Source organism: Lentzea cavernae (assembly GCF_014653695.1).
Classification (GTDB): domain Bacteria; phylum Actinomycetota; class Actinomycetes; order Mycobacteriales; family Pseudonocardiaceae; genus Lentzea; species Lentzea cavernae.
In genome coordinates, this window is the sequence record NZ_BNAR01000018.1 from 103,849 (window position 1) to 117,945 (window position 14,097).

Annotated in this window: 27 protein-coding genes; 2 read left to right on the forward strand and 25 right to left on the reverse strand. The window is 68.1% G+C overall.

Annotated features, from left to right (window positions below; translation table 11 throughout):
• Window positions 1-426: 426 nt before the first annotated feature.
• The gene (locus tag IE307_RS38620) at window positions 427-618 is read right to left on the reverse strand and encodes a DUF397 domain-containing protein (RefSeq protein ID WP_191304427.1); all 192 of its coding nucleotides are present in this window, start codon (window positions 616-618) and stop codon (window positions 427-429) included.
• The gene (locus tag IE307_RS38625; protein WP_268250457.1) at window positions 615-1,565 is read right to left on the reverse strand and encodes a helix-turn-helix domain-containing protein; all 951 of its coding nucleotides are present in this window, start codon (window positions 1,563-1,565) and stop codon (window positions 615-617) included. Before IE307_RS38625 ends, IE307_RS38620 begins: the two co-directional genes overlap by 4 nt.
• Before the next feature lie 33 nt (window positions 1,566-1,598).
• Here IE307_RS38625 and IE307_RS38630 point away from each other — a divergent pair, with 33 nt between their 5' ends.
• Entirely contained in the window at window positions 1,599-2,006 is a 408-nt protein-coding gene (locus IE307_RS38630) for a hypothetical protein (RefSeq protein WP_191304429.1), read from the forward strand.
• Between the two features lie 154 nt (window positions 2,007-2,160).
• Window positions 2,161-2,409 (forward strand): hypothetical protein, encoded by a 249-nt coding sequence (locus tag IE307_RS38635; protein ID WP_191304430.1) that lies wholly within the window; start codon window positions 2,161-2,163, stop codon window positions 2,407-2,409.
• Here IE307_RS38635 and IE307_RS38640 read toward each other — a convergent pair.
• The 23 genes from IE307_RS38640 to IE307_RS38750 form a co-directional block, all read right to left on the reverse strand.
• The gene (locus IE307_RS38640) at window positions 2,406-3,800 is read right to left on the reverse strand and encodes a phage terminase large subunit (RefSeq protein ID WP_229905497.1); all 1,395 of its coding nucleotides are present in this window, start codon (window positions 3,798-3,800) and stop codon (window positions 2,406-2,408) included. The genes IE307_RS38635 and IE307_RS38640 overlap by 4 nt on opposite strands.
• Window positions 3,801-3,810: 10 nt before the next feature.
• A complete protein-coding gene (locus IE307_RS38645; RefSeq protein WP_191304431.1) occupies window positions 3,811-4,374 on the reverse strand; it encodes a hypothetical protein in 564 nt (187 codons plus the stop codon).
• Window positions 4,375-4,684: 310 nt separating this feature from the next.
• Window positions 4,685-4,936, reverse strand: a complete 252-nt coding sequence (locus IE307_RS38650) for a hypothetical protein (protein WP_191304432.1) — start codon at window positions 4,934-4,936, stop codon at window positions 4,685-4,687.
• Between the two features lie 41 nt (window positions 4,937-4,977).
• Window positions 4,978-5,145: a hypothetical protein gene (locus IE307_RS38655; RefSeq protein ID WP_191304433.1), complete on the reverse strand. Its 168-nt coding sequence runs from the start codon at window positions 5,143-5,145 to the stop codon at window positions 4,978-4,980.
• Window positions 5,142-5,348 (reverse strand): hypothetical protein, encoded by a 207-nt coding sequence (locus tag IE307_RS38660; RefSeq protein ID WP_191304434.1) that lies wholly within the window; start codon window positions 5,346-5,348, stop codon window positions 5,142-5,144. Before IE307_RS38660 ends, IE307_RS38655 begins: the two co-directional genes overlap by 4 nt.
• Window positions 5,345-5,779, reverse strand: coding sequence for a hypothetical protein (locus tag IE307_RS38665; protein WP_191304435.1), 435 nt, complete (start codon window positions 5,777-5,779; stop codon window positions 5,345-5,347). Before IE307_RS38665 ends, IE307_RS38660 begins: the two co-directional genes overlap by 4 nt.
• Complete coding sequence (locus IE307_RS38670; RefSeq protein ID WP_191304436.1) at window positions 5,776-6,306, reverse strand: hypothetical protein; 531 nt, start codon at window positions 6,304-6,306, stop codon at window positions 5,776-5,778. The genes IE307_RS38665 and IE307_RS38670 overlap by 4 nt, the downstream gene beginning before the upstream one ends.
• A 230-nt stretch (window positions 6,307-6,536) precedes the next feature.
• Complete coding sequence (locus tag IE307_RS38675) at window positions 6,537-6,779, reverse strand: hypothetical protein (RefSeq protein ID WP_191304437.1); 243 nt, start codon at window positions 6,777-6,779, stop codon at window positions 6,537-6,539.
• On the reverse strand, window positions 6,776-7,087 hold the full coding sequence (locus tag IE307_RS38680) for a hypothetical protein (RefSeq protein ID WP_191304438.1): 312 nt from the start codon (window positions 7,085-7,087) through the stop codon (window positions 6,776-6,778). The genes IE307_RS38675 and IE307_RS38680 overlap by 4 nt, the downstream gene beginning before the upstream one ends.
• A gap of 423 nt (window positions 7,088-7,510) precedes the next feature.
• Window positions 7,511-7,990, reverse strand: coding sequence for a hypothetical protein (locus tag IE307_RS38685; RefSeq protein ID WP_191304439.1), 480 nt, complete (start codon window positions 7,988-7,990; stop codon window positions 7,511-7,513).
• Entirely contained in the window at window positions 7,987-9,042 is a 1,056-nt protein-coding gene (locus IE307_RS38690) for a hypothetical protein (protein ID WP_191304440.1), read from the reverse strand. The genes IE307_RS38685 and IE307_RS38690 overlap by 4 nt, the downstream gene beginning before the upstream one ends.
• Window positions 9,039-9,347, reverse strand: coding sequence for an immunoglobulin domain-containing protein (locus tag IE307_RS38695; RefSeq protein WP_191304441.1), 309 nt, complete (start codon window positions 9,345-9,347; stop codon window positions 9,039-9,041). Before IE307_RS38695 ends, IE307_RS38690 begins: the two co-directional genes overlap by 4 nt.
• Window positions 9,347-9,916, reverse strand: a complete 570-nt coding sequence (locus tag IE307_RS38700) for an HAD domain-containing protein (protein ID WP_191304442.1) — start codon at window positions 9,914-9,916, stop codon at window positions 9,347-9,349. The genes IE307_RS38695 and IE307_RS38700 overlap by 1 nt, the downstream gene beginning before the upstream one ends.
• A complete protein-coding gene (locus IE307_RS38705) occupies window positions 9,916-10,158 on the reverse strand; it encodes a hypothetical protein (protein ID WP_191304443.1) in 243 nt (80 codons plus the stop codon). Before IE307_RS38705 ends, IE307_RS38700 begins: the two co-directional genes overlap by 1 nt.
• Window positions 10,155-10,427: a hypothetical protein gene (locus tag IE307_RS38710; RefSeq protein ID WP_191304444.1), complete on the reverse strand. Its 273-nt coding sequence runs from the start codon at window positions 10,425-10,427 to the stop codon at window positions 10,155-10,157. Before IE307_RS38710 ends, IE307_RS38705 begins: the two co-directional genes overlap by 4 nt.
• The gene (locus IE307_RS38715; RefSeq protein ID WP_191304445.1) at window positions 10,427-10,861 is read right to left on the reverse strand and encodes a hypothetical protein; all 435 of its coding nucleotides are present in this window, start codon (window positions 10,859-10,861) and stop codon (window positions 10,427-10,429) included. Before IE307_RS38715 ends, IE307_RS38710 begins: the two co-directional genes overlap by 1 nt.
• Window positions 10,861-11,217 (reverse strand): hypothetical protein, encoded by a 357-nt coding sequence (locus tag IE307_RS38720; RefSeq protein ID WP_191304446.1) that lies wholly within the window; start codon window positions 11,215-11,217, stop codon window positions 10,861-10,863. The genes IE307_RS38715 and IE307_RS38720 overlap by 1 nt, the downstream gene beginning before the upstream one ends.
• Window positions 11,217-11,543: a hypothetical protein gene (locus tag IE307_RS38725; protein WP_191304447.1), complete on the reverse strand. Its 327-nt coding sequence runs from the start codon at window positions 11,541-11,543 to the stop codon at window positions 11,217-11,219. Before IE307_RS38725 ends, IE307_RS38720 begins: the two co-directional genes overlap by 1 nt.
• Before the next feature lie 67 nt (window positions 11,544-11,610).
• Window positions 11,611-11,820, reverse strand: coding sequence for a hypothetical protein (locus IE307_RS38730; protein ID WP_191304448.1), 210 nt, complete (start codon window positions 11,818-11,820; stop codon window positions 11,611-11,613).
• Window positions 11,820-12,260: a hypothetical protein gene (locus IE307_RS38735; RefSeq protein ID WP_191304449.1), complete on the reverse strand. Its 441-nt coding sequence runs from the start codon at window positions 12,258-12,260 to the stop codon at window positions 11,820-11,822. Before IE307_RS38735 ends, IE307_RS38730 begins: the two co-directional genes overlap by 1 nt.
• Window positions 12,257-13,252, reverse strand: coding sequence for a hypothetical protein (locus IE307_RS38740; RefSeq protein ID WP_191304450.1), 996 nt, complete (start codon window positions 13,250-13,252; stop codon window positions 12,257-12,259). Before IE307_RS38740 ends, IE307_RS38735 begins: the two co-directional genes overlap by 4 nt.
• Window positions 13,249-13,593, reverse strand: a complete 345-nt coding sequence (locus IE307_RS38745) for a hypothetical protein (protein ID WP_191304502.1) — start codon at window positions 13,591-13,593, stop codon at window positions 13,249-13,251. Before IE307_RS38745 ends, IE307_RS38740 begins: the two co-directional genes overlap by 4 nt.
• Window positions 13,590-14,090 (reverse strand): WDGH domain-containing protein, encoded by a 501-nt coding sequence (locus IE307_RS38750; protein WP_191304451.1) that lies wholly within the window; start codon window positions 14,088-14,090, stop codon window positions 13,590-13,592. The genes IE307_RS38745 and IE307_RS38750 overlap by 4 nt, the downstream gene beginning before the upstream one ends.
• Between the last annotated feature and the right edge of the window lie 7 nt (window positions 14,091-14,097).

Below are 14,097 nucleotides of genomic sequence, written 5' to 3' on the forward strand. Positions count from 1 at the left end.
GCGAGGTCTGGGCAGCCAGGTAAGAACCGAGCCGACCGCGTCCGGGCTGAGCGGGACGCGTAAACCGCCAAGGTTGGTTCGGTCACCGCTGTTTGAACGGCTCCTGTCGTGAGCGGCCGCGATCGGCGGGAGTGCTGCGAGGAAGCGCACCTGCCACGGGCAGGACCTTGCGGCGTAACGCCGGGAACGCCCCGTGGACGTCCCGGCGCCTAGATTTCCATCGGGCTGCCACCACCCTCGGGTGGTCCAGGAGATGCCACCGCTGGCTCGTGTGGCTGGACAAGCGCGGCCCGCCCACTGAGGTAAGACCCCCGGTCCGGACCAGCGCCGCGCCGGGGGACTCTGTCTGTCGGCGGGAGCTGGCACACTACGCGCAGGGGCCGTGCTCAACGGCTCTGAGCACGGCCCCTGGTCTATCGCTCTTGTTCAGCCCTTGCCGAACTCTCCGCTCTTGGCGGCGGTCAGGAACGACGTCCATCCGGCTCGTCCGACCATCAGCTCAGCGTCCTTGTGCTTCGAGTCCCTGATGCGGTCGAAGGTCTGCGCGATCTCGACGCAGTCCGATTGCGATGCACTCCGGGAACTCTTGCGCCACCGCGGCGGCGCTCCATCTGTCATCTGTCGGAACCCTTCTCTCTGAGCATCGATTCGATCGCTCGGAGAGAGTCTCCCTCTTCCATCGAGATTGACTGAAACTGGTCGAGTGCCTCGGTGTAGGGCGCGGTCTCGCTCCCGTTGGAGAGAAACACGCCTGACCTGGACAGTTCCACGTGTACGACCGGTGGCGTCAGGTCAAATTCGATCACCATGAAGGGCCCGACGAGGCCCGAATGTGCCGCAGAGTTGACGGAAATCAGCCGGATCGTGACGTTGTCGCGCTCGCTCAAGTCGAGCAGGTGCCGTAGCTGGTTGCGCCGGATCAGATCGTCGCCGACCCTGTTGAACCGCAGCACGGTCTCGTCGATGTACGCGCAGTACTCGACGCCCCGGTCGAGGAGCTGTTCCTGTCGCTTCGCGCGGGCCATGAGCCGCGTACCGACCTCGGCCTCTGAGATCCCGTCGGCCAGCATGAACGCCCTGCTGTACTCCAGCGTCTGCGCCAAGCCAGGCACGAGCAGCGGCGACCAGTTGGTGAGGCGGGTGGCCTCTGCCTCGTAGGTGGCCAGAGTGATCGATTCCTCCGGCAGGCCTTCGCGGATGTTGTCGAGCCACGCCGGGTCATTCGGAGTGCGCGCCATGGCCATCAGTTTCGCGTGTTCGTCCCCGATGACGCCAAGGGCCGTGAGGAGCGAGGCGCACTCCTCGGAGGAGACCGGTCGCTCACCGGTCTCCATGCGGCTCAACTTGGACTCGGACCAGCCGAGTTGGGCGGCGACGTTCGCCATCGACCTTCGGGGCCTAATCCTGGTTCGGATCTCGCGGAGTTCCGCGCCCAGACCCTGCGCTTTCTTGCCTGGCTGACTCACCGTCACCTCTGGATCACCCGGTTGGAACTTGCAAACTTGCAGAGCCTGGTCAAAACTTGCGCAAGTTTCCTCAAGCTTGCAAGAGAGATGGTCCCACATCACCGGGACTGCCGCGTACCACCCGGAGCCGACATGTCCGATTTGGTTGCAGCTTCACCCGGAGGCACCCCGCCGGCAGCCGCCGTCGCCGCGTTGACCGCCGAGGACGCCGTCCAGCTCTTCCCGACGTTCGGGGCGCTGCTCCTACTCAAGGACGCCGGCTGGAAGTTCTTCCCGAACGACGGCACCGACGCCTTGCTCGACGGTGCCAAGGTGTGGCCCCGAGGCTGGCGCGACGCGATCCGCGTGAACGACGTGAACGACGCACTCGGCATGCGACTCCGCCTGCCCGGCGACAGACACTCGGCCGACGAGATCACGTGGGAGGAGACCGGCGGCCTGGAGGAGATCGTCCACCGGCTGCTCGCGCTCCCGCAGCCGGAAGCCCGCCTTGCGCCGACCCGCGCCCTCGGTAGAGCTCCGCAGCTGTGGACCCCGTAGAAGGGCCGATGCAGCTGAGCGTCGGATTCTTCCGGCGTCTCAAGCACCTCGTCGAGCCCGCTTCCTTCGCGACCGACCACCGAGGGATCCCGCTTCGCGCCGCATGGTGTGGCGCCATCTCCATCCCCACCATGAGCCCCGGACCGCTCTCGTGGTGTCCCACCTGCTGGTCCGCGAGAGCCACATGTCCCAGCCCGTCCCGGAGTACGTCTCCACCTTCCTCATACCCGTCCGGCGACGCGACGGCACCGTCAACATCGGTGCTGCCGTCAACGATCGCGGGCAGGTTGTGATCCTTCCGCTGCCCAGCAACGAACCGCTGGCCCTGTCGATGCACGAAGCGACCGAGTTCCAGAAGAAGATCCGCCAGGCTGTCGTGGACGCGTCCCAGCGCCAGTTCTAGATGAACCGCACCCGCGTGCGCACGCCAACTTCCAGCTCGACCACGAGATACCGCTTGGCGTCACAGCCGTGGTCGTTCATCTTCAACGGCTCCTCGCCCTTCTTCTTCGACGGATCCCAGATGTAGCCGGGGATCTCCTCTGCTGTGCAGCACGGCTTCTTCGCGTCTTCGAGCGCCTTGTCTCGATACAGCACCGAGTCTCGAAGGATCATCAGCCGCGGCTTGCCCGGCTTCTCGCCTACGAGCTTCAGCCTGGACTGCACCGCCTGGATGCCGTCGGACACGGATTTCTTCGCCGCAGTCGTGCCCATGTCGAGGTGCCGTTCGAGGGTGGCGCGGTCCTCTGCGTCGTGGTCGCACACGATCAGCCTGGGCTTGGGTTCGGTCCACTCGCGGCGGCCGGCGCGGACGTCGTCGCGGAGTGCCTTCGTCGTCTCGTAGTGAGGCTCTGGTGTCTTCCCGGTCCACTTCGTGACGGCCTGGAGGATGTCCAAGGCGTGGTCCTCGACGAGGCGTTGAGTGCGGTAGAGCTCGCGGTACAGGTAGAGGCGGCCGTCGCCGTCTTCGGCCCAGCACTGGAGGACGAACGGGTTCGTGTATCCGAAGTCTACTGACCAGTAGCGTGTCCACTCCTTGGGGATGTCGAAGCGGTCGATGAGGTGGACGTCGGCGCTGTCCCACGTCTCGTAGATCTGCCCCTCGGCGGCGACCCACTTGCCGTGTCGGAGACGCAGGTTCCGGACACCGGTGAGGGCGTCGAGCTTCCCGATGTACTGCTCACCGACCGGGGTCTTCGCGCCGTCGCTGCCGTAGAGGACGGGGTTGTCCTCGTGCCGGGACTCCAGCATGGTCGTGGTGCCCTTGTCGGAGCGGACCTTTAACCAGTGGGTGGGGACGTCTGGGTTGCAGTCGGCGATGATCTGCTGGAACGACACCTTGCCGTTACGCAGACGGGTGGTGCACTTCTCCCAGTCGTCCTCGGTGAGCTCGGTGGCCTCCTGCACGTAGATCAGGTCGTACTCCGACGACATGACCTTGGTGGGGTTGTCCATGCCGCCCACGACCAGGCGAGCACCGTTGGTGTAGCGGTAGGACGCCGGCTCGCGCGCTGACCCGCCGAAGAACTTCACGTGCCCTGCGGCGATGGCTTCCTTGGCAACGTGCTCCTCGTAGGTGACAAGGCCGGTGCTGGTGAGCGACACGAGCGTCTTGCGGACCACCAGCGCGCGCATGCCTGGGTTGAGCAGGCACATCAGGTGCACCTTCTCCAGGCACGCCCGGGACTTGCCCGTGCCAGCCGGGCCGGACAGCAGCACCTCTGGTGCCCGGCACTCCATGACCCGCTGTGCAGTGCCGCGCGGGTGGTAGCGGTGCTCGACAACGGTGGTCACGGGCCGAGGCTCACTTCATGGTGTCGGTGTCCACACCGACCACTGTGTACTGGACGTCCGCGTTCACGGTCAGGTCCGTCTTCACTGGCGCGTCCAGGCCGAGGAGCTTCGCTCGCCGCGTCTCGATCTTCAGGATGGTGTCGATCGCGCTGAGCTTCGGCGCATCGTCCAGCATCGGCGACCCCGCGCCCTCCCGGATCACAGCCTCACCGGTTTCCTCGTCGATCTCCGGCTCGCCCACCCGCACAACCCGACCGTGCGACACCAGCACGTGGTCACGGCCGAGGACAGCACGGGCCTCACGCAACAGCCAGTCCAGGCGGTCCTCCTGCTCGCGCCGGTACTCGGCGACCTCGTAGCCGGGGATCTCCTTCAGCAGCTCCGTGTAGCGGCGGTGGGCGTACTGCTTCGAGAAGCCCAGCTCAGCGCCGATCTGCTCGAACGTCGCGCCGGTGCGCCGGAGCCTGATGATCTGCGCATCGCGGTACGCAGCGACTTCTTCCGGCGTGAGCGTGTCAACCGCCTCAGGGTCAACTGGACGGCGGGTGGCCTCTGGGAGGTCCGGGGTGCTCATGGTTCCTCCACGAGGTCAGGGGATTTACAGGACGATCCAGGCGGTGGCGAGTACGCCGAGCAGGCAGATGGCGCCGATGAGGGCGGCGAGCGCTAGCGCGAACAGCAGGCCCGGCGGAAGCCCGCCGCCGTTCACCGCGACCACCTGTGCACGAAACGAGCAGAGCGCCAGGTTTCGTGGTCACCGCCGTGGTTGAGGCGCAGGGTGCAGTGGTACGAGGTGGTGGTGTCCTCGGTGCCACATCTCCTGATCGGCAGAAGCGGTGTCAGCGGGGCTACCACCCGGAGCGGCCAGAGAGCTCGTCTGATGCTCATGGCAGGTACCTGATCTGGGAGTCGCTGGCGATCGAGCGGCCGTACTGGTCGGTTGCCGTCCACCAGGTGTAGACGAACGGGTCGCCAACGTACGGGGCGAGTGCCCAGGCGCGGTCCTTGACGAGTGCCGCGCAGTCGAGTCGGTCGGGGTAAACGGACGGCTCGGTGACGAACCGCACGCGGTGTGGCACGGGCACGAGGTAGGTGTTCTGGGTGCCGTGCGTGAGCCAGTCGAGCAGGTGCGTCATGCCTCGATACCAGGGGTGCCACTCCAGCGGCGCGGGTGGCGTCACGACGCACCCACGAAGCAGAAGAACCCGGAGCACCACAGCACGAGGAACCCGGCGATGCCCGCGGCCGCGCGGGTGCCGCGGTCTGCGGCGAAGCCGAGCCCGAGGCTGAGCAGGGCGGCCGCGCAGAGGACGAGACCGGTGATCCAGAGGACCCACTGGTTCATGGTTCGGTCACCACCTTGTTGAGCGGGACGAACACCGCGCTCGTCAGGTCGACGCGGGCTTGGAGTAGCGCCTCCTTCGCCTCTGCGACCGACTCCCAGTCCTTGAACGGGCCGTAGACGACGGGCACGGCAGGCGCGGTGGCGGGAACGAAGATGACGAGCTCCTGGGAGCCGCTGATCTGCAGGTACATGTCGTTGCTCACGGCAGCTCCGTTCCGGGGTAGTCCTGGACGCCGAGCACGTAGCCCAGTCGGGAGAGGCGCGCCCAGTTCCAGCACGTTGCGTTGAACGCGTCGACCGTGTTCTGCAGCACGAGCTCGCGCGGCGTTGGGTATGAGCACGCGGCCCACAGGAGCCGCAGCCACTTGGCGTCGACGCGGTCGGGGCCGTGCGGGTGGTAGCTGCCGCCGTGCCGCGTCTCGCCGACTTCGAGCGAGGGCGGGCAGATCAACTCGACGAGGCCGCCGGAGTAGCGGGCGAGCAGCAGGTCGCACCGCGGGTGTTCAGCGCGGTGTTCGGGCAGCAGGCTGAGGGCGGTGGCCTCGTCGCGGACGTCGCGGGAGCCGTGGATGAGGCGGGAGGTCTCGATCGCGGGGTCGTGGCCGAGGCACAGGAAGCTGAAGGTGCTGCTCATCTGCTGCCGCCGGCGTGGACTCTGGCCATCGCGGCCGCGGCGTTGGACTGAGGCGCGGGCTTCGCGGTGACGCTGTCGAGGAACCGCTCCGCCTCGTCGTCGGCGAACGTGCGCAGGCGCCGATCACCGTGCTGCGCGTGGCCTTCCGGCAGGAGGGCGACACGGAAGTCGCCGAGGCGCTCGATGCTCTCCCACCGCCGCGCCCACCGGCCATCGCGCGCCCGCACCAGGACAGCGATGCGGTCGTTGCCGCTGGCGGGGTTGATGGTCACGACCCAGGCGCGGGCGCCGCGGTCTGCGACGGCCGTGGACTCGAGGTACGTGCACTGGATGACTTGCCTGTCACCGGTCACGACGACCTGCCTTTCGTGCCGGGTCGCGCGGCGGTGTGCCTGCGCGGCGGCGAGTCTGATCACTGAGGGGGAGAGCGCCATGCCGGTGGCGCGGGTGTTGCGGCCGAACCATTGGCCGGTTGCGGGGTGGTGGACGCGGGCGCCGCCGCAGGGGCAGCGTTCGAGCCAGAGCATGCCGGTCTCGTTGGTGTGCCAGGACTGTCGCCAGCACTCGTGGTCGGAGGCGGGGACTGGTGCCTGGTACCAGGGGACGTGTTCGAGATGTGCAACGCTTGCGGGGCAACAGGTCTCGACCGTGCTCATGCGCGATTCCACCCTCCGAAGAACGGGGTGGACTCCTAGCTCGTGGCAGCCCCCACGATAGAGCGCGCGGCGGGATCGCCTGTGGCGCAGCGCCGTCACGGTCATGTCGGCACCTCGGTGATCCGCTCGTAGATGCGCCAGTCCTCGCCGTCGTTGCGGACGAAGCGGTAGCGGTAGAGGCCCTCGGTGTCGAGCCGCAGCGTGCCGTCCGGCTCGACGGCGTCGACATCCAAGTCGTCGGCGCGGAGAAGGTCGGTGGACACGCGGATGACGGTGCTGGCCTGGGTGACGACGCGGGTGCCGTCGCTCAGACGCTGGATGGTCACGGTTCCGGGTTCGGTCACGTGGTCACGCTCCTGCAGCAACCGTCGCAGCTGTGGATGCCGAAGCCCCATGCCTTGTCCTTGCCGAGAGTGCGGCGCTTGAACGCGAGGTCGTCAGGGTCGGGGTGACCGATGCCGTGCGGGCAGACGCGTTCCATCGTGATGGTGTCGGAGCGCCAGTTCAGCGGGGCGGTGTCGAGGGCGTGCGTGCTCGGGTTGTGGATGCAGCACGTCTGGCCTTCGCACGCGGCGGGCAGGTGGACCACCATCGTGCGCCCGTCGTGCAGGCCGATGATGTCGCTGCTCAGGCTCGTCGGTTCCTCAGTCACGCCAGCCACCTCCGGGCGCGGTAGTAGGTGCGCCTCCACCAAGTCCACGGGTGACGACCAAGGAGCGTCACGCGGTGGGCGTTGCGCCCGCCCGCGTGCTCGGCGCGCCAGCGGCGGGCAATGCGCTCGTACTCCGAATCGGAGAGGGTCCGAGGCATCGCAAGGATTCGGCCAGGCTGTACAAACAGAGCATGGGCGTCGGGCTGGTGACACACGTCCGAGCGGTCACCCGCGACCTCAGCTGGCCACAGGACGCACCAGCAGTTGGCTGAGTGCTTGCGACACAGCCCGCAGTCGGTGTGGTTGCCGTAGCTCACGATCCGATCACCGCCGACACGATGACGATCGTGAGGATGCCCAGCACGGCGAGCGCACCGAGCGCGTAGGCGGTGACGGTGCACCAGGCCTGAACCCTGCGACGGTTCATCGCATCTCCAGCGGAGCCCACTCGGCGACTTCTTCGTCGGTAAGGAGGGTGACCGTGAACTGCCCGTTCGGGGTGTCCACGGCGTACCAGCGCTGCTCGCTCTCGTTGTCCCACACGCTGATCGCGATGTGGATCCGGAAGGCGACGCGGCCGTCCGGTGCGAGACGCGCCTCGGTTGGGTTGGTGGGCTGCGTCCAGGGCAGCGGCACGGTGCGGCGCAGCATGAGCCCGCCCTGCTCGGCGTAGCTGCGCGCCGGGCCGTCCAGGTTCGCCGGGAACTGCGGCCGGTACCACTCGTGGGTGGCGGGCGTCTCCTGCGGCACCTTGTAGAACTGCGAGGTGGCTTCCTTGTCGCAGCCGGTCTCAGGGCAGGGCATGACGTGTGGCGTGGTGCCGTCGTCGCCGTTGCGGGTCCACGTCGTGTGGCCGTCGGGGCACACGTACGCGTTGACCATCCCCGCTTCCTCGGTGTTCACAGGTCCATCCACCTTTCGAGGCAGGGGGTCGATGAGTCGGGGTGGTGCACGAGATGCACTGGGCGGGACACCATCTGGAAGATCTCGCCGCCTTGTTCGAGGAGCTGATCCCAGTTGTCGGGCAGGGTGAACCAGAGGACGCGCGACATGCGCTCGATCTGCTGCTGGGTCAGGTACAGCGGATCCCTGCGGAGGGTTCCGCGGTGGTCGAGCTGCGTGACCCCTCGGAACGCCTGCTCGAACGTGAGCGCCCAACCCTCGGCGTGCGGGGTCGACTCCTCGACCGTCAGCACCTCGACCACGGGGATGCCGTCGAGCAGGAACGCGGTCGGTGTGAACGGCCGCTCGTCCGTGTCGACCTTCGGGATCTGGTCGATCTGCTCGCGGGTCAGCTTGAACGGCTCGGTGCGGCGAGGCGGGCGCGATGGGCCGAGCATCTTGTTGTACGCGGCCATCACGGTCTCGAAGAGATTGTCGCTGGGCGGCAACGGATCGGGGTCGGGCAGGTTGAGGCATGCGGTGACAGCTCTGTCCAGCGCGTCTCCGAACGCGTCGCGGTCCCGTTGCAGTTCTTCGGCGCTCCAGCGTTCCCAGGCGTGGCGGTGCTCGGCCTGGTCGACTGTGCGAGAGGTTCGGAGGTGGCCGCCGAGCACGTCCATGCTGCCGGGCAGCCGGGCCTCGGCTGCGGCCGCACGGACGAGCGGCACAAGCTCGCGGGTGATGCGGTCATCCTCGATCGCGCTCCGGTTAGGAGGAACCGAGGATGACGGCCGGCGCAGCGCTGGCGGGGGCGTGCTGGTCGGGCGAGCCGATGCCAGTGCCATGCGGACCGGCGAGACGCCTTGGAGGTCTAGTTCGTCTGCGAGCCACGGGGAGACGTCCACGCCGAGGATGCCCAGCGGCTTCCAGTCGACGACGTTGCCGAAGTAGCGGTCCATCGCCGCGTCCATCGCCTCGGCGTAGTGGTCGAGCAGGAGTTCCTCGACCCAGGTGGGCGGGTGGCCGTGGTCCTCGGTCCAGGCCTGCTGCAGGCGTGCGCGGAAGTCGGTCATCTGAGCCACCCCCGCACGCGGTTGTAGGCGCGCTTCCACCACGGCAGCGGGGCCTGTGGTGCCAGGTGGATCACGTGGGTGAGCTTGCCGCCGTGCTCGGCCTGCCAACGCGTCATCGCGGGAACCCCCGGATGGTCGGGCAGCACGCGGGCTGCGACATCGACGAGGCGGTCGTACTCGTGGGTGCGGTAGCCCCACTCGCGCATGTGGTACGCCTGGGCGCGGAGCTTGCGGGCGAGGTGCGGGTCGACGGGCGCGACAGCAGCTGCGGCGTCGTCGAGCAGCAGGCAGGACGGCGGGGGCATCAACCGTCCCCCTTGCGCGCTGTCCACCCGGTGGCGTCCTGGACCCGCTTCGGCGTGAGACTGGTGGCGTTGGCCCCGCCCAGGGAGTACTTCCACGCGGCGACCGTGTGGAGGTCTTGGGCGGTAAGGCCGACGCTGGGGCTGATGAGGTGAAGCAGCGTGGGTGTGTCGCCGCGCTGCTCGTCGAACCAGGCGCGTTCCTTCGGGAACAACGGGAAGTCGTCGTCGAGCCACGCCAGCGGGCGACCGGCGGCGTACTCCAGGACGGCGTTGAACTTCCACTGGTGCGCGGTGAACCCGAACTCGATGACGGGCAACTCAGGTAGGCCGATGTGCGGGCCGATGCACACGTTGGCGTCGTGCTCCCACGTCGTGCACCACACGAGCTCGACGTCGTGCTGGTCGGCGAAGTCAAGCAGCACGCGCCCGTGGTCGTGGTTGAGCCACACGTTGAACGTCTGCCCCATGCTCGGCTGCTTGTGCATCGTGTACCCAGGCGGCTTGGTCGCCCGGAACGGGTTGAGCGGCCCGTCCACGTCGAGCAGCAGGAGCGGCTTGCGGTCGCCCATCAGTCCTCCTCGTTCGGCCAGCGACGTCCGGCCAGCAGGCGGGCCGCCCACTCGCGCAGGTCCCACCAGCGCTCCAGTGCGCGGTTGCGTGCGCGCCGCCACGTCCATGGCACGGGCGTCACCACGCGGGGCGGGTGCTGGCAGTGGTTCTCCCCGGTGCTGTCGGTGAGGTAGCAGCACGACACCGGTATGAACCCCTGCAGCTTGCGCGCCCTCAGAGGTTGGGCGGAGCGCTCGTTCACACGCTCACCCACCCCTCGTACGGGGTGACTGGGTGGTGCGGAGCTGGCTCGGCAAGCACTGGCGCGTCAGGCGGCGCGGCACGCCGAGGCTTCGCCCTGGGCTGGTCGTCGACACCCGGCACCCAGCAGAAGAAGTCGCCCGGCAGGTGGAACCAGACGTCCGGGTTCGGCCCTGGCTTGCCGTCGCGGTAGTAGGGCTCGAACACGATCGGCTTGTCGCAGGTCGCGCAGTCGGCGCGTGTGCCGCGCCGCCACTTGGGCTCGGTCATCAGGGCCGCTCCTTGCCGAGCAGGTAGGTGCGGCGCCCCTTGGCGTGACCGGAGAACGACGTCGTCTCGACGAGCTGGTCGCCCTCGCGACGCAGGATGCCGCCGAGCTTGCCGTTGATGACGATCGACAGCGTCTGGTCGCCGAGCACTTCCTGGATGCGTCGGGCAAGCTGGTCAACCTGCTCGTCGTTGGCGTCCTCGCGGGACTCGAACACGATGACGTCGCCGGGCCGCACGCCGACAATCGCGACGCGCTCGACGATGTCGAGGTCGTCGCGGTCGCCCTTGCTCGCCCAGTGCGTGCCGCAGTCGCACTCGTGGTCACCGTCGTGGTTCGGCTCCCTGAAGCAGATGCACGGCAGGTCGTTGTGCTGACGCTGCCCAGCGGCCGGGCGCGCCTGCGCCTCGCACACGGGCTCCATCACGATGGACATCACGCCACCTCGCTGTCGCGCGCGGCCGTGGTGAGCCTCCACCAGGACCACCAGGAGTCCGTCGGCTTCTCGACGAGGCCGCCGGCGGTGACGGCGTCGTCTTGGGATAGGCGTTCGACGTGCCCGTCGAGTACCAGGTCGTTGAGCATCGGGTCGAGCTGGTCCCAGTGCTCCTGCAGAGACCAGGCCGGGTAACGGTCCTCGCGCAACCGCCAGAACATCTGGTCCTTGTTCAGCGGACGCTCACGGAGGAGTTCGAGCGTGCGCGCCCGCAGGTCCCATCCGCAGGCACGCGCCTCGTTCCAGCGGCGCCGGATCGGGTGGTTGTTAGCAAGCCGACTTCCCCAGGGGTACATCACGCCTGCCTGTCAGCGTCGGGCGAAGCCTTGGCGAGGACGGTGAGCAGGACGCGCGCGATCTTGCGGTCCGCTTCCGCGGCGTCGCGGCATGCCTGCGCCGCACCCTGCGCGTCCTCGTGCACCAGGCCTGCCGCGGCCAGCGTGTCGAGGATCTTCGCGGCGAACTCGTGGAACAGCGGTCGGATGAGGATGCGCTCCTCGTCAGTTTCGGCCGTGACCCTGTACATCTCGGCCGGGGTCACCCCACTGCGACGAACCAATGTTCCGTCGGGCTTGGGCTCGCTGCGGAGCTCAACGAGATCAGCGCGGATGTCGAACTGCATGGTGTCTCCCGTGGACCCGCGACGGCCGCTGTACGCGCGGCCGTCGCGAACCTGTTGGTGGTCGGAGTTACCAGGAACTGGAGTCGCTGGAGGACGACGAGCCGCTGTCGAAGGACGAGCTGGACGGAGAGGTGTCCGGCACGTAGTAACTCTCGGACTCGGTGTAGGTCTCGGTGTCCCAGTACGGCTCGTAGGTGAAGCCGCCGGAACCGTTGGGCACCTGGCGCTGCTTCTGCACGCGGCGGGTCTTCTGCACCTGGCGGGTCTTGTACCCCATTACCGGGTCTCCTTCGTTTCGGTTTCTTCGCGGGACGAGGTCACTGCCTTAGCGGGCAGCAACGGGATGGACAGGCCGAAGACGCGGCAGGCGATCCACCAGGCACCACCTTGGGGGAGCGGCGTGCCGGGCTCCCATGAGCAGGTGTCGGCGCGCGCGTCGCGCTCAGGCACCGAACGGGGCTGGACGGCCTGCAGCGACCACTTCACGCCGGAGTGGGTGAGGATCGTCCGCTGCTGCCGGGCGACCTGCAGGACCGCGATCTCGCTCACGTGCCGCGCGAGGGTGTCGAGGTCCGCCACCTGGCTTGCCACGCCCTCGGGGACGAACTGGACCTCGTGCCACGGCTCGGCCTGACGCCACGCCAGCTCAAGTTCGGTGAGGGCCGTGTCGGGGATGGCGACCATGAGGCCGTTGTTCCAGGTGGCGTAGCGGTTCACGGTGTCTTCTCCTCGATCGTGGGGATGGACCAGCCGGACATGCGACACACCAGGCGGTAGAGACCGGCGACGTCGGCGCCGAGCTGGGCGGTACTCGGCGACTCGCGGGGGAACAGCCGCTCGTGCTTGTCTTTCTGCTCAGGCGGTTCGCCAGCCGAGTACGCACGGACCGTCCACTGAGGTCCGGTACTCGTCAGCACCGCGCGTCCGTCCCGCTGCAGGAGGTCCTCGACCTTGAAGGCGAGCTCACGCTCGGCGCGGTCGAGCAATTCGGGGTGTGTCAGGGAGATCTCGCCGTCGACAGGCACGAGCACGTGCCACCGCTTCCGCTGCGCCCACGCCTTGTCGAGGCGGTCGAGCAGTTCGTCCGGCAGCACCGGTTCGGTGAGGGCGCGGGCTTCGCGTAGCTCGCGGAATGACGGCGGTGCCGACGCTGTCTCGCCCTCGACCGGCACGAGGTCGCCCTCGATGCGGAACCGGATCTTGTCCGCGTTGAAGGCCTCGTAGGAGTCGCTGATCGAGGTGCGGAGGTTCGCGATCCCGCGCCCTTCGAGCGAGAACCCCAGCTGCTCCAGCACCAGCGCGAGGTCGGCTGGCCTGTTGATGCGCTGGGCGATCAGCCCCCGGTCGAGGAGCGCGGCGAGGAGCCTGCGCGTGGCGCGCCCGGCGCCCGCGGTCGGTTCCTCGGCGGCCACGCGGTCAGCGATGTCCAGCGCCTGCTGTTCGGTGGCCGCGGTCAGGTTCGTGAGGGCGCACGCGTTGTCCGGCAGCAGCGCCTCGTCCCCGATGGACAGGACGGCTTTGCGGTTGCCGTCGATCTCAAGGAGCGCGCCGGGCTGGAACGCTGCGGGCGCGGTGGCGTCCTGGCCCAGGGGCACGGCGATGCGGTCCAGGTAGTAGTCGAGCAGCACGGTGCCGCACCACGCGCAGCACTGCCTGGTGCGTTGGCCCACGTAGGTGACGGTGCCGACGATGTGCACGAGCGCCGTCACGAGACACGCTCCGGCCAGTGCCAGGTGCCGCTGGCGTGGTTGGTCTCGTCGTGCTTGCAGGCGTGCCGAGAGGATCCGGTCGGGTGCAGCACGGTGAGCGTGACGGCGTCGTCGTAGAACCACTGCTCGACGTGCCGGATGGGGCGGCCCTCGCTGCGGCTGAAGCTCTCGGCTTCGATCGTGGCGACCGCGATCCACGCGCCGGCCTCGGAAACTATCGCCGCGCGGCACTCTGATGGGAAGACCTGCGTGCCGTCCTCGCGGATGGGGGAGCCGTGGCTTACATAGTGGACGATGCGCCCGACACTGGGCCGCTGGACTACCGGATGCTGATCGGTCATGACGTGGCCGCCTGGACGAACGCGCGAACGCGGCGGTACTTCTCCTCTGTGTCGTGGCCGTCCCACGCGACCGGGTGCTGGGGCATGTGCCACGACACCTGTGCGTCCGGCAGTTCGATGTAGACGACTGGCCACTCAGGCTCGTTAGGGTCGATGCGGATGCCCGCGTCGTAGCCGACATCACGCGCCAAGCCGGCGGCCTGCCACACCAGGCGATAGCGAACGTCGTAGTTCTGGTCGTGCTCTTCGATCTGCGCCAGCACACGCACAAGTTCCCTCTGTGCGATAACCGCAGGCCCGACAGCGCCGTCTCGCGACGTCAGCAACCGGTCCAGCGGTCCAGCGAGTGCCCGATCATCGGGTATCGAGTCGATGAGCTCGGCCGCGAAGACGCGATACATGTGCGCGACACTGTGCACGGGGGTTGGCAGGTGGCCGAACTCGAAGTCCCGTGCGAGCTCTTGGATCTGCGGGCTGCGACCCTCGGCGTTGATCACGACGCGG